Genomic DNA, 12,518 nt, shown 5'->3' with positions numbered 1-12,518 from the left:
GCCCGTACACGGGCGGCGCGGGTGGCTCGTAGCAGGCCCGCCAGACGTCGTACACGGCGCCGATTAGGGTCACGGCGTAGCCTTCGCCCAATTGGTGGTGGCCGCGGCGCGGGTCTTCTAGCCGGGTGGTGGGCAAGGGCTGCCGGTGGCCAGCGGCCAGCTGAGCGTAATGCTCGCGCAGCATGGCTTGGACGTCTTCCATGGTCCAGCGGCCGGCGACTTCGCCCCGGTACAGGGCCAGCAGGTACTCGCTGGGCGCGTAATCCGGAATCTCGGCCGCTTGCTGGGCCAGTAGCCACAGGCAACGTGCGCGCCGCTGCTCGTAAAGGGCTTTTTCAGAGGCAGATAAGCCGCTTGGGGCGGGGGGTATCAGGTGCTCGAACAAAGGCAAAGTACAAGCTGGTACATACTGCCCTGTATACGAAAACCCGGGCGGAAAAGCCGAGTTTAGACGCACTAGTTAGTACAAATAAGTATTTGATTATCAGTTATATATGCTTTTTCATGCCGCGGCCCAGTGCCGAAGGGCTTCGTGTTTGGGCTGTGTTTTTTGCTGGTGCTGCGCACGGCTCGCCAGACAGTTATCCACACCCTAAAAGCCTTCTCGCGCACGCGAAACACAACTTTGTGAGTATTTGAAGTATTTGTTCTATTTGAGGGGCTTGTAACTTACTGATTGACAATACTTTCTGAACATAAAAAACAGTTTTCGTGTGTCAAAAAACAGTTTTCGTGTGTCAAAAAACAGTTTTCGTGTGTCAAAAAACAGTTTTCGTGTGTGAAGCAGGCCCCTAAAAAACAGTTTTCGTGTGCGAATTATCAATGCATAAACACAGTCTGTTTTTAATTACTGTTTCTTGACGAACTTGCGTCTGTTGCCTTATCCAAGCTCTAGATGAAGCCCGTCGAAATTCGTCACCACAATGCCATCACCACCGCCCGGTACGAGTACTCGGAACTGCAGATGGACCTATTCTTTTACCTGCTCTCGCAACTCCGTAAGGACGATACCACCGGCGTTTATGACATTTCGGTCAAGGAGCTGAGCCGCACCACCGGCAAGAAATACGACTACCTATACCTGCGCAAGGCTACCGAAGCCATGGGCGGCCGGATGTTCGAGGTCGAGAACGACCAGGTGTACGAGCAAATCTGGATGTTCCAGCGCGTGCGCTATATCAAGGGCACGGGCAGCATTCAGTTTGAGCTAACCAACGCTATCCGCCCCTACCTGTTTGATCTGCGGGACAACTTCACATCGTTCCAGCTGTACGCGGCTCTGCGACTGACCAGTAAGTACGCTAAGCGGATCTACTCGCTCTGCTCCCAATGGAAAGACCTGGGCGAAACCAAGCGTTTCGAGCTGGATGATTTCCGCCGGATGCTCTACCTGCTCGATGACAAGGGCAATGAGAAGTTTCGGCAGATTGGCCAGCTTAAGCAGTTCGTCTTGGATGAGGCGGTCAAGCAAATCAACGAGCACACGGATCTGCGTATCGACTACCAGTTAGAGAAGCAAGGCCGGGCTTTTAAGAGCATCGTCTTTAAGATCACCCGTCAAACCGTTGGCGTGGTGCTGCCCGAGCTGGCGCCCGTCAAGCAGCTCTCGCTTGAGTTGCCTGACCACCGGACCCAGAACGCGGGCCGCATCTTGGATGAGTTGCGCATCGTGGACCCGCAGCTGCGCGCCCGCATTCTTCAAGACGCGGAGCACGTGCGAGCGGTAAACCAATTCGCGCACGACATGAAAACAGACAAGATCAAGGCGACGCGCAATCCGGCCGGCCTGTTGCTCACTATTCTAGGCATCAACACTAAGGCCGCGAGTAGCTAAGATCAGGCTGATTAGTCGTCTGATTGATCAGCTGACTAGTCAGCCTGATACAGCATTATTTATCAATGCCTTATCCATCAACAACATCACCATAGCTCCTGCAATTTTTGCAAAATTGCTCGTCCTGATGAAGTGTTCATCGTCATGTGAGCTCCCCTGGCCTCCCCTGTGCTCAGTTGAATTATGTTCTTGTGAGAGAGGGGTAATTGCCAGTGGGCTGCTCGGCGGGCAGCTACAATCATTGCATCATCTCCCAAGGCCCGAGGGACGAGCACGTCCTTTACATATTGGCAGATTAGCTTCTTGGATGCGAGTTCAACTTTCGGCTCTCGGAAGCTTTGGGAATGGTAAGGATACATCTCTAGGCAGGCAATGTGCCGGCTAATATGTTCCAGCGCTTTCTGCAGTGAGCACCCGTTTCGGTTTGCGAGTTCGCCAGCTATGGAACGAAACTTGGTTTGCCACCACCTTCCGCCGGCAGTCCAAGCGAACTGCGGATCTAGGAAGAAGAAGGGGTATGCGTCCGCTCCATTCTTTTGAGCCAGATTACGCATGATAGCAGCAGCATAAGTTGGAGAGTGCTGCAGGGCGTAGTAGTCACCAGGGCTAAACCCTGGGTTCAAGAATAAAAGGAAGACGGATGCACGCGTCAGGTTTCCAATAAATGGTTGAGGCAATAAGCTCAGATGAAAGTTGGTGGACTCGCCGCCAAAATCTGAACTCTTCACGAACGCATCGTAGCTACGGTAATCCAGTACTCTACTGCCGCGGGCAATGAGTTGCTGGTCACCGGCAAGGAGACGTGGAAAGTCAGCCGGAGAGAAGTCTTGCCATGCTCGCAAAAGAGGGTGTGGCGTTCGCTTTTTAGTCATCGGGCAGCGCGTACAGTAAGTGAGCCTCAGGCTACTTGCCAAATATTCGTTGCCACAAGCTCTTCCTTACGAGTTCCGGCTGAATGGTCACCGGGTTATCTTCGGTAGGATTAGTGGGCTCTGGCAGTCGCTTCTGCAACTCGCCCAGCTGCTCGTTTTGGCGCAACAGCAGTTCCTCTATATGCCCGATACGCTGACTATTCATCTGGTTAGTCAAGGCGTTCAGCACGTCATTCTGCTCTAGCAGACGGTTTTGCAGCTGCTGGATAGTCTGGTCACGCTCTAGCAGCTGCTGCTGCAGCCGGGCAATCTCCTGCACCTGGTCAGGCGTTACGACGGCCGGCAACTGCTCCGGGGTAGTGGCGCCGTACTGCTCCTGCAGAAAGGCTTGACTAATCAAGTACGCGTTGCCCTTGGGCGTCTGCTCCGTGCGCACGTGGCTAGTCTTCGCGAACTGCTTGACTAGTCGCCGGATCGTTTGCTCAGACTTACCAAAGTGTTGAGCGGCTTGCTTGATTGATAGGTACTCGGCCGGGGCTTCCATGGGGTTATGACTAGTCAGCGCATGAATATAGCACCGGTTTGACTAGTCATAAACTTTGGCTTGATTAGTCAAAGCATAACACATGATTAATCAACGTCTTATACCTATCCAATTCTGACTAATCATCACTGCTTCCCATCTTCATCATTTCATTGTAGAAGTCGGCGCCATACAGCTTAATCAGTTCGTCCTCGGTGGCCACGTAACTCTCGGGCTCCGGCAGGTGAAGATTGATGATGTCGCGGTCGAGCTCGCGGGCACTGATGTTGTGCTGCTCACTGGCGGGCTGCTCAGCGTCTGGATTAGGTTGCGTTTGCATGGCTGGTTTAGTTACCAGCAAGTAACAGGATTCGTGCGTGTGGTCCGTAGATTTGATTTCTAACATTACCATTATGAGCCGTAAAAGCCGCCCGCGCAGTCCTTTTCTCAACTATGTAATGGGCCGTATGCCTAAAGAAGCCTTTGCTACTGGCGTTCCAAATTGCACCACTTGCAAGGGCCCTCGCCAAGAAGTATCCCGGGATTCGATTCCAGAAGAGACATGGACAAACGGATTAGCTCCCTTGTGGGAGATGATGCAACAGCAGGGGCAAGAGCCGAAGCAGATTGCATATTGTCCCGCTTGTGAGGATTATGGTATTCTCGGTGGCTGGAGCCGCTTCTGAGCAACTGCGAGCGTCAATATGAACAAGGCTTTCTCCTTCGCTGTGTTGCAAGCGGCGTCTATCGCTGCCCAAGATGTTCTTACTAGCCACCCGACGAGCACACCTGGTAGTCGAGTGACCATGTTCCTCAGTAGCTGCTCCAATGAGGAAAGTGTAGATGGCTATTCAGCCATTTTCGAGTTCAGAACTCATTTTCGGTTGGGCAGATGGGAATTGGTTGATATCGAAGAACCAGATCCTAATCGCCCACTTGGCAGAAGTGCAGCTGACTTCTCTGCTGAGTTCATGCGCGGTGTTGCGCACAAGCTGCGAGAGCACTTGGGAAAGCTACCTCCGGCCTCCTATCCTGAGAATGGGTTGGGATCTAAGCTGGAGTTATAAGTCGGTGATACTTGCAATTCTGCGGTGTATCATAGTTGAATAAAATCAAGTGTGCGGCTGTACTGAGTCCACATGCAACTTCTAGGGAAAGTCGCTTAACATAACATTGGTTATTCCGCGCACCTCGGAATCGCACCGGTTTTGCGCCCCACCGCCCCACCGCTGCGGCGCGGTATTTTACCAATACGCCCTAGGTTAACGAAGCGCTGTATACGTAACTGTGAAAAGGTATTTGCAGCCATTCCAAACGTACTGCAAGTGCTCAGCAGTTAGTCCCCACTTGAAAGCTTCCTTCACTACCGTACTAAATACAATGTCGGCTAGCTCACGTTTAGTTAAACGCTTTGCCTTGTTGGGAATCTCTCGAACAACTTCTTTAATAGCATCTGCGGCTTCTTCAGGCAGTTCCAACGTGCTGACACGTTCCTGAACCTCCTGCACGCGCTCCTGCAATTGCTTGATTTCGGCTGGCGTGAACATCTCGTCTGTGATAGCCGCATCTTCAGCAAAAAAGCTTGGAGCATCTTCCAATGAGGTCCATAGGTCTGGCTCTGCGGCTTCGGCTTTCAGCCAAGCCAGCCAGTTTTTTAGCACTTGTACAGTTGTATCCCAGTCTTTTACGCCTGCATGTGTATTCTGCTCGCCGTCCATGAGGACCACGCGCTGCCGGTTGGGAGTACAGAACAAGTACATGCTTGGAATCACTGCCTGGTATTGGTCCACTTCTGCATGAAGAACAGCTAATCGGAAGTAGTAACCAGTAGGTTTGTGCGTCAACTTCAGCCCCTTGACTTCCTTGTTAACGGGTGGTGTTTCGACAAGGGAGAAGTCCTGCATGTTAAAGCCTAGGTCTTGGGCGGCTTTGTACAGCAGGTTCTTTTGGCTGGTTAGAAACATAAACGTGAAATGGGTTTGGGTGCCCTGCTATACTACAGGACATAATTCGTCTATTTGCTGCTGAATCTCAACAGTAAACCAAAAACGACACCTCCAGTGAGTGCCAGCGAACAAGAGCAACGTATCCGCAGGATTGCAGACGCTTTACCAAAGTTATCAGAGGGGCAAGCCTTGTGGGTTGAAGACATGCTTATGCAGTTTGCTCGGCCCCACAGCTTCAAAGCAAACCCTCATTCGGACATAATCACACAGCGATTTTTGTATGACTTTGGAGACACACTCCGCGTGCACCACTGCTTTTCTAAGCAAGCCTTCACAAAAGACAAATTTGAGTACGTCTTTGAGCGTATAGCTTTGCTGTGCGGCCTACCCGCAAAACTAGCAACCAAGGGCAATCCTGGCTTTGACATTATCGTTGCTGGTCAAAAGCTCTCCTTAAAAACAGAAGCTCACGAAGGGATAAATGCTGATAAAATTCATATTTCCAAGTTCATGGAGCTTGGAAAGCCCAAGTGGACCAATGACCCAGCTGACCTGATTGGGCTTCGCCAAGTTTTCCTCGACCGGGTTAACGAGTGCGATAGAGTTTTTACACTACGGGTCTTGTCAAAGCTCCCTAATAAATGGCATTATGAGCTTGTTGAGATACCAAAGGCTTTACTCTTATCAGCTGCTACAGGTCAGCTGGAGATGAAGACTAAGAGCAAGCAAACTGGTGCTCTGCCTGGCTACTGCTATGTTAAAGATGCTAGAGGGCATCTACTTTTTGAGCTGTACTTTGATGGCGGCTCAGAACGCAAATTGCGGGTTCAGAAGCTTCTCAAGTCTTCTTGCGTTGTACATGCCACTTGGGTTTTCTCCACGGAAGATGTGCTAAGCGACGACAACCAAGCTACGGGGCAGCTCAGCCTTATGTAGCTCAGCTGCCCCGCCTACTGCTTAAGCGCGCAATTTTAGGCTTGGCATTGACCGCGATATGCGACGTGCTGCTAATTGAGCATAGTCGTCCTTCAACTCGATGCCCACAAACTGCCGATCAAGGGCCAAACTTACCTCGCCCACGGTACCAGAGCCTAGAAATGGGTCCAGCACCAAGTCACCGGGTTTGCTACCAGCCAGAATACACGGCTTGACCAAGCTGGGCGGGAAAACAGCAAAGTGCGCTTCCTTGTAGGGCTCCGTGTTCACCGACCATACGGAGCGGCTGTTACGCTTCTGTTTGCCGTCCTTAGTTGGTTCTTTGATGGCTTCAAAGTCGTAGTGATACTTCTCCGACTTTGAGAACAAGAAAATGTACTCGTGGGACTGTGTAGGGCGGTCTTTTACCGACTCCGGCTGGCAGTTGGGCTTGTACCAGATGATGTCAGAACGCAAATACCACCCGTCTTTCTGCAAGGCAAACGCTAGGCGCCACGGCACCCCAATCAAGTCTTTGGGTTTGAGGCCCTCGGGGGTTTGGGGTCGGTAAGTCATGGCCCGAGCCGGGTTCTTCTTGTCGGACTGACGCCACGTTCTGCCGCCGCTGGTGTATGAATCACCTATGTTTAGCCACAACGTTCCGTCATCCTTAAGGGATTGCCGAACTGCTCTGAATACGCGCACCAGCCGGTCGATGTAAGCATCGATTTCGCTCTCAGCACCAATTTGCTCTTCCACCCCATAGTCCCTTAGGCCCCAATATGGCGGACTGGTGACGCAGCATTGAAACGTGGGCATGGGATACCGCTCGCTCAACTCTGTTAGCGCATTGCCGTGGATGATTTTGCTTCTTTCATCTACCTCAAAGACCCTGTCTTGAAAGGTCATTCCATTGATTCTATTCATTGCTGCCAAAGTGTTGAGCTAGTAGGCGAAGTATCGCGTCATTCACCCGTGAGTGGTCGTCGCTGTTAAGCGGGTAAGAGGGGCTGCGGCGGCCAGCCACCACTCCTTCGTAGACCATTTGAACTTTTATGACTGGAACAAAAGTGGCGTTCCATTCTTCCATACCAATACAGACTTTGTACTGTGTATGGGGCGGATGTGGGGAGCTAGCGGGCACAAACTCAACCACCTCCGGGAAAAATGTTTTAGACATGTTTAACAAGCCGTTTTACTATAGGAAACCATAGTTACCTATAGGTTCAAAGTTAAGCTTATTTTCTCATTATCCTTCACACTTGCTCACTTTTGTCAAATCACGAAACAAGTCATTGCCACACCTCCCAAAGCAAAAGAGCCCAGCTTAAAGCCGGGCTCTTTCAGTTACAAATCAGGTGTGCGGAATCAAAGGCGTATAGGAATGCTCAAATCAAGCTCAAGATAGGGCACTTTGGGCGGTAAGGTGGCTAGCTCCTTCTGCATGGCCTCGATTTCCGCCGCGAAAGGGAACACCCGGCCGGGTTCCTCTACCAGCACCAGGGGCGGGTACTCGTGCCCGAAATAAAGCCGGTCCATCTCCGCGCTGAGCATGGCCAGGTCAATGTCGCCGGCCACGTAGAATTTGCCGAGCCGCGCAAACTCAGTCGAGGGGCGCGCCCCGTCGCTGGCTCCGGCCGCGAAGGCCCACGCTAAGACGGCCCACCGTTGCGCGGGCGTCTGCTCGTTTTCGTTGAATTCGGGAAGGCGGTACTGGCTCATAGCTCAAAGGAAAAGCGCCGGGCCAGCAAGGGCGTAGCCTGCTGCACCCGCACGAAGTGCCGGCTGTCGTGCAGCCCGTCGGCGGATAGGTGAATGCTGGGCGGAAAGTCGAAGTGCGCCCGCAGCTGCTCCACGTCAACCGGCTGCTGAAAGGCGTAGACGCCTAACCCGTCGCGGTTGAAGGTGAATTTGTCCGGGCCGGCCGGTGCGTTGCCCTGGGCCTTTAGGAAGTCGATGACGGGTAGCAGGTGGTCCGTACTACTGCCGTTGGCCGCGTCGGGCAATATGGGCTGCTTCATGTTAGAAGATACGAAAAAACGGCCAAACGCCCCGAAAAACGCCTTTTAAGGGCGCGAGAGCCGCGTATTCGCCATTGCTGCCGGCCTAACGGCCAAATACCCGATGCTCAGGTCGGTTTACATACCCATACCGAAGCCCCGGCTCGGTTTGCGCTCGCGCACTGGGGTATGCTCGGGCTTCGGCTGGGGCGTATCCACCTGCACCGGGCGGTGCTCCGGGGTCGTCTGCCGGCGCTGCTCGGCGGCCAGTTGCTGCGCGGCGGCTTGCTGCACCGCCTGGCGTTGCTGCTGCTCGCGCAAGGCCTCCGTGCGCAGCGCCGCGCACTGCTCCGGGGTGCCGTGCTGCATCGTATGGGCGTAGCGGAACGTCTCGCTCAGGGGCCGGTCGTAGCCGAACGCCTGGTCAAACGCCTGCTCCACCCGCTCCGAGAACTGCTTGCGCTCGAAGCCGCCCGTCACCACCCCACGCCGCGTGTCCTTGTGGTTGGTGAGCGGGCTCAGGTGGTAGGGGTTCTTGCGTTCGAGCTCGCCGGCCTGCTTGCGCTCGGTGTAGCGGCTCAGGTTCTCTGTGCGGCTGACAATGACGTGGACGTGCGTCTGCTCGCCTCCCTTCTGCTGGCCCCGGGGCACGTCGCCCAGCTGCACCGCTCGGTCCTGGGGGCCGGTCGTGCGCTCGTGCTCGACCTTGGCGAAGTACACCAGGTCGCGGCCCTCGATGCCCTTGCCGAAGTTGGCCGCGTACTGCTCCATCGCCGTCCGGGTGTAAGCCCGCAGCTTCTCCGGGTCGCTGCCAATGTGGCGCAATTCGGCCTGGCTCGGGGCAAGTATCACCTGGTAATATTTGTCCGCGTCGCGGTTCAGGTTGCGCTTGTTGCGGTCGATGGCCTGCGTCACCTCGCCGGCCGGCACGTCGTCGCGGTCGAGGCTGAACCATTGGCCGGGCGCTTCCTTCTCCAAGTACGCCACCAGGCCCGCACAGCTGCCGGTACGCTGGGACAAGCCCTTTCCCGAATTGGGAATTTTGGCAACCATCAGGCGGGCGGGTTAGGCGTGGCGGGGGGCGGTGCGGCAGGCGCAGCGGGTGCGGGGGCCTGGGCCGGCCGCACGAATTGAGCCGGGTTCAGCTCCCGAATCAGCACCTTGCGCAGCAGCTGCCGCACCGGCTCCAACTCGGCGAAGCCCTGAGGTGCCGGCAGCGGCGCGTCGGCCGTGGCCGGGTTACGGTACGGCGCCTGGAAGCCCTTGCGGATGATGACCGTCAGCCAGTGCTCTAGGTCCACCAGCTGCGGCTCGGTTAGCGCGTTGGGGCCGGTCGCCCACTCGCGCAGCCCCTGCACGTCGGCCAGCAGGGGCTTGAGATAAGTCTTCTCTTGCTCCCGGATGAATCCAATGGTGCGCTTGTCCAATTGGTCGAGCTTGGCCGTGAGCTTACCCAGGGCGCTGCTCAGGTCCGGGCCGTTGGGCTCGCGGGGGTCGGCCTTGGTCACCCGGAAGTACTGCACCATCGCGGCCAGCAGTTCGGGGTTGGTCAGGCCGTGCTCCTTGGCCAGCTTGCGAAAGCCCTCGTACGCGGCCTCGTCGGCGCTGATGGTTTTGTACGTTGAACTCACTGGTGAATGCGCTTTATATTTGATTTCCAATGCGTTAGTACCCTATAAACTCACTTTGAGTTTTTTCTTCCCTCTTGTTTACTACCTAACTTACTATGGGCCAGCATTTTGATGGCGAGCGGAACGGTATGGAGGGAGGCGCAGCCGACCGGAATAGCGTTCCTGCTCGCTTCTGTGCCAGAACGACGTCGTTAGGGGTACGTCCGCGCCGCTAGGGCGTTGTCGTTGCCCGGTTCCGGTAGACCAGGCGGGTAGAACAAGAGGGAAAAAAGAGCCCGCGCACCAGGTACTGCCTCCTATCGGCTCCCGCCTGCCGGCCTATCCTGAACGTACCTTTTAGGCGCTGTACTCCTAGTCGAGCGGCAGTCGAAAAGAGAGGTTTTATAAGCCGGAAGGGTACAGCCCGCAGCTGCCCGGCTCCCCAAATTATACTACCTGCCTCCTGGCCTGGACTTCCCCCGATACTACCCTAACAGCAATCCCTCGTCCTCGTCGGCCGCTGGTTGGGTGGGTACTGGGGACGTGGCCGGAGCCTCTGGTTTTGCAATTGCAAACGCCTGGACCTCCTGCGCGGGGCCGGCTACGATGGCCCGGGCCTGGGCCTTGATGGCGGCGAAGTGCTGGCGCACCTGTTCGGCGCTCACGTCTTGGAACGGCTCGATGGCCACGGCTTGGCTGGGCTCGGCTCGGAAGGTGGCGCGGAACTCCGGGCGGCGGCTCTCCACCACCAGGCCGGCGAACTCGCCCACGTCGAAGCGCATCACCTGTTGCGCTTCCAACCGGTCGCGCTGCTGGATGCTGGCCGACGTGCTGGTGCTCGTCGTGTGGGTGCTCGGCTTGAAGATGTTCAGCGGGCTGCTCTTGCTGCGGCCCTTGGTCGTGGCGTAGTACGTCTTGTCCATTTTGCCGAACAGCTTGCTCACCCGCTCGGCCGTAGCTGTATTCGTCGTGCGGCCCCAAAACTGGTTGCCCAGGTTGGCCAGAATCATTTCCGCTTCCTGCCGACTTGTCAGGGCTTCCATCTGGGCCACGTCCTGCACGGCGTACACCGTAGCCACCTGGTTGCTGCGGGCCGTGGCCGGCAGCTGGGCGAAGTTGGGAATGAACAGGGTGGGTGCTTCGTCCAAAAGTACCAGGCTGGGCAAGCGGCCCTGCTGGTTCAACCGCTTCACGGCCGTGGCCACGATGAGCGCGGCGAGCGGCGAGAAGGTGCTGCTCAGGGCCGGGTCGTTGCCCACCACCAGGACGCCCGGCGTCTCGGGGTGGTTTAGGTCGAGCGGCACCTGGTCGCCGCTCATCACCCAAAAGACCTCGGGCGTGTTGAGCACGGCCAAGTAGTTCTGAATGGTCGAGAAGACGCCGGCCAGCGTGTTCTCGGATTTGCTGGCGCTGGCAATGGACGCGACCAGGCCGCGCACTTCCTCGTCCTGCTGCAGCGTGGCCAGCAGCTGCGCCGCGTCGCTCTCCAGTATCAGGCTCACGGCAGCGGGCAAGTGGCAATGCTCGGGGTGGTTACGGCGCAAGTACCAGATGCAGCCGGCCAGCAGCACCTCGCCCGACTGCACCCAAAAGTTGCGCTGCTGCGCGGCCTTGGCGTCGAGGTTGAGCAAGATGGTCGCCGCAGCCTCGCGGGCGAAGCTGGCGGTGCTCAGCAGCGCCGGGGCCAGCGGGTTGACGCGGTGGCTGCGGCGCAGGTCGGTGAAGTTGACGAAATAGGGCCGCACCGCGCCGGTGCCGTAGCTGCCGGCCACTTCCTGGGCCAGCGTGGGAAACTTGAAGTCATACACGACGCCCGTCAGGCCGGCGCGGCCGGCCTGCTGGATGATGGGCTCAATGATCGACTTGCTTTTGCCGCTGCCCGCGCCGCCCGCGATGAAGGTGCCCCGGAAGGGGTTGCCGATGCACACGGCCGGGCCGCTGGTGGTGCGCAGCGTGAAAGTCAGCGGCCCGCCGTCCGCCGTGGCCGCGTCGTCGGCCGGGCGCCAATGCCGGCTGCCTTGGTAACCTACCCAGCCGGCCAGCAGCAGCAGGGTCACCACGTCGCCCACGACGTAGCCCACCATCTGCAGCACGAACAACAAGGCCGTGTAAGCGGCCCACGGCGCCCAGACGGGCTCCCACTCGGCCGGCCAGGCCGGCAGCAGCACCAGGCGCCGCAGCACGCGGGTAGGCCGCGCTAAGCCGAGGCGGGTAACCAGGTGCACGACGAACCAGGCCGGCAGGGCCAGCACCGCCGCCCCGACCAAGGCCCAAAACCAATGATATCCAACCACGAACTGAGGGTAAAGTGAACAAAAGGGAAAAAACGACGGGGCGCTACCAGGACAACCAGTGCCCGGGCTTCTCGCCGTGGGTGGCCAGCAGCTGCGTCGCGGCGTGGGCGCTGACCTCGCGGGCCAGGTAGCTGCTCAGAACGGCCCGCTCGAAGGCGTCCGCCTCGATGAGCTGGTGCGCCGGGTACGGCCGGCCGGGCCAGCGCCGGGCGAACCGCTGCTGCTCCTGCGCGTTGAGCTGCGCGCACGCCTCGTCGATGAGCCGCGCCCGCTCTGGTTTGGGCAGCATGGACGCGGCGGGCGGGGGCAGCTCTTGGCTGGGCGGGTGCGGCCCGTACACGGGCGGCGCGGGTGGCTCGTAGCAGGCCCGCCAGACGTCGTACACGGCGCCGATTAGGGTCACGGCGTAGCCTTCGCCCAATTGGTGGTGGCCGCGGCGCGGGTCTTCTAGCCGGGTGGTGGGCAAGGGCTGCCGGTGGCCAGCGGCCAGCTGAGCGTAATGCTCGCGCAGCATGGCTTGGACG

General features: G+C 57.3%; 14 protein-coding genes. 2 read left to right on the top strand and 12 right to left on the bottom strand.

Annotated features, from left to right (window positions below; all coding sequences use genetic code 11):
- A partial coding sequence (locus ASU33_RS03875) for a hypothetical protein (RefSeq protein ID WP_149867029.1) occupies positions 1–385 on the bottom strand: 385 nt, incomplete at its 3' end.
- 510 nt (positions 386–895) lie between these two features.
- On the opposite strand from ASU33_RS03875, the gene ASU33_RS03870 reads away from it, so the two are divergent.
- Entirely contained in the window at positions 896–1,834 is a 939-nt protein-coding gene (locus ASU33_RS03870; RefSeq protein ID WP_059068404.1) for a replication initiation protein, read from the top strand.
- A gap of 86 nt (positions 1,835–1,920) precedes the next feature.
- Here ASU33_RS03870 and ASU33_RS03865 read toward each other — a convergent pair whose 3' ends face one another.
- From ASU33_RS03865 to ASU33_RS03850, 4 genes are all read right to left on the bottom strand, one after another.
- Entirely contained in the window at positions 1,921–2,706 is a 786-nt protein-coding gene (locus tag ASU33_RS03865) for a hypothetical protein (RefSeq protein WP_059068402.1), read from the bottom strand.
- Between the two features lie 31 nt (positions 2,707–2,737).
- Positions 2,738–3,250, bottom strand: coding sequence for a MerR family transcriptional regulator (locus ASU33_RS03860; protein WP_059068400.1), 513 nt, complete (start codon positions 3,248–3,250; stop codon positions 2,738–2,740).
- A 118-nt stretch (positions 3,251–3,368) separates the two neighbouring features.
- On the bottom strand, positions 3,369–3,569 hold the full coding sequence (locus tag ASU33_RS03855; RefSeq protein WP_149867028.1) for a hypothetical protein: 201 nt from the start codon (positions 3,567–3,569) through the stop codon (positions 3,369–3,371).
- Between the two features lie 922 nt (positions 3,570–4,491).
- Positions 4,492–5,193 (bottom strand): hypothetical protein, encoded by a 702-nt coding sequence (locus ASU33_RS03850; protein ID WP_059068396.1) that lies wholly within the window; start codon positions 5,191–5,193, stop codon positions 4,492–4,494.
- Positions 5,194–5,247: 54 nt separating this feature from the next.
- Between ASU33_RS03850 and ASU33_RS03845 the strand changes: the two genes are divergently transcribed.
- A complete protein-coding gene (locus ASU33_RS03845) occupies positions 5,248–6,111 on the top strand; it encodes a hypothetical protein (protein ID WP_216818542.1) in 864 nt (287 codons plus the stop codon).
- Positions 6,112–6,132: 21 nt separating this feature from the next.
- On the opposite strand, the gene ASU33_RS03840 is transcribed toward ASU33_RS03845, so the two are convergent.
- The 7 genes from ASU33_RS03840 to ASU33_RS21625 form a co-directional block, all read right to left on the bottom strand.
- Positions 6,133–6,909: a DNA-methyltransferase gene (locus ASU33_RS03840; RefSeq protein WP_216818541.1), complete on the bottom strand. Its 777-nt coding sequence runs from the start codon at positions 6,907–6,909 to the stop codon at positions 6,133–6,135.
- A gap of 549 nt (positions 6,910–7,458) precedes the next feature.
- On the bottom strand, positions 7,459–7,812 hold the full coding sequence (locus tag ASU33_RS03835) for a hypothetical protein (RefSeq protein WP_059068391.1): 354 nt from the start codon (positions 7,810–7,812) through the stop codon (positions 7,459–7,461).
- Positions 7,809–8,111, bottom strand: coding sequence for a hypothetical protein (locus ASU33_RS03830; protein ID WP_059068389.1), 303 nt, complete (start codon positions 8,109–8,111; stop codon positions 7,809–7,811). Before ASU33_RS03830 ends, ASU33_RS03835 begins: the two co-directional genes overlap by 4 nt.
- A gap of 117 nt (positions 8,112–8,228) precedes the next feature.
- Complete coding sequence (locus ASU33_RS03825) at positions 8,229–9,143, bottom strand: DUF5712 family protein (protein ID WP_059068387.1); 915 nt, start codon at positions 9,141–9,143, stop codon at positions 8,229–8,231.
- On the bottom strand, positions 9,143–9,721 hold the full coding sequence (locus tag ASU33_RS03820) for a BfmA/BtgA family mobilization protein (protein WP_059068385.1): 579 nt from the start codon (positions 9,719–9,721) through the stop codon (positions 9,143–9,145). Before ASU33_RS03820 ends, ASU33_RS03825 begins: the two co-directional genes overlap by 1 nt.
- Before the next feature lie 464 nt (positions 9,722–10,185).
- Positions 10,186–11,994 (bottom strand): TraM recognition domain-containing protein, encoded by a 1,809-nt coding sequence (locus tag ASU33_RS03815; protein WP_149867026.1) that lies wholly within the window; start codon positions 11,992–11,994, stop codon positions 10,186–10,188.
- Between the two features lie 43 nt (positions 11,995–12,037).
- A partial coding sequence (locus ASU33_RS21625) for a hypothetical protein (protein WP_216818540.1) occupies positions 12,038–12,518 on the bottom strand: 481 nt, incomplete at its 5' end.

The organism is Solirubrum puertoriconensis (assembly GCF_001483135.1).
Classification (GTDB): domain Bacteria; phylum Bacteroidota; class Bacteroidia; order Cytophagales; family Hymenobacteraceae; genus Solirubrum; species Solirubrum puertoriconensis.
The sequence above is the reverse complement of the archived record's forward strand: the minus strand, read 5'-3'. Positions and strand labels throughout refer to the sequence as shown.

Excerpts from the sequence above, each read along its gene's own strand:
- ASU33_RS03870 (WP_059068404.1), top strand. The coding sequence starts at position 896 with ATGAAGCCCGTCGAAATTCGTCACCACAATGCCATCACCACCGCCCGG.
- ASU33_RS03865 (WP_059068402.1), bottom strand. The coding sequence starts at position 2,706 with ATGACTAAAAAGCGAACGCCACACCCTCTTTTGCGAGCATGGCAAGAC.
- ASU33_RS03860 (WP_059068400.1), bottom strand. The coding sequence starts at position 3,250 with ATGGAAGCCCCGGCCGAGTACCTATCAATCAAGCAAGCCGCTCAACAC.
- ASU33_RS03855 (WP_149867028.1), bottom strand. The coding sequence starts at position 3,569 with ATGCAAACGCAACCTAATCCAGACGCTGAGCAGCCCGCCAGTGAGCAG.
- ASU33_RS03850 (WP_059068396.1), bottom strand. The coding sequence starts at position 5,193 with ATGTTTCTAACCAGCCAAAAGAACCTGCTGTACAAAGCCGCCCAAGAC.
- ASU33_RS03840 (WP_216818541.1), bottom strand. The coding sequence starts at position 6,909 with ATGCCCACGTTTCAATGCTGCGTCACCAGTCCGCCATATTGGGGCCTA.
- ASU33_RS03835 (WP_059068391.1), bottom strand. The coding sequence starts at position 7,812 with ATGAGCCAGTACCGCCTTCCCGAATTCAACGAAAACGAGCAGACGCCC.
- ASU33_RS03830 (WP_059068389.1), bottom strand. The coding sequence starts at position 8,111 with ATGAAGCAGCCCATATTGCCCGACGCGGCCAACGGCAGTAGTACGGAC.
- ASU33_RS03825 (WP_059068387.1), bottom strand. The coding sequence starts at position 9,143 with ATGGTTGCCAAAATTCCCAATTCGGGAAAGGGCTTGTCCCAGCGTACC.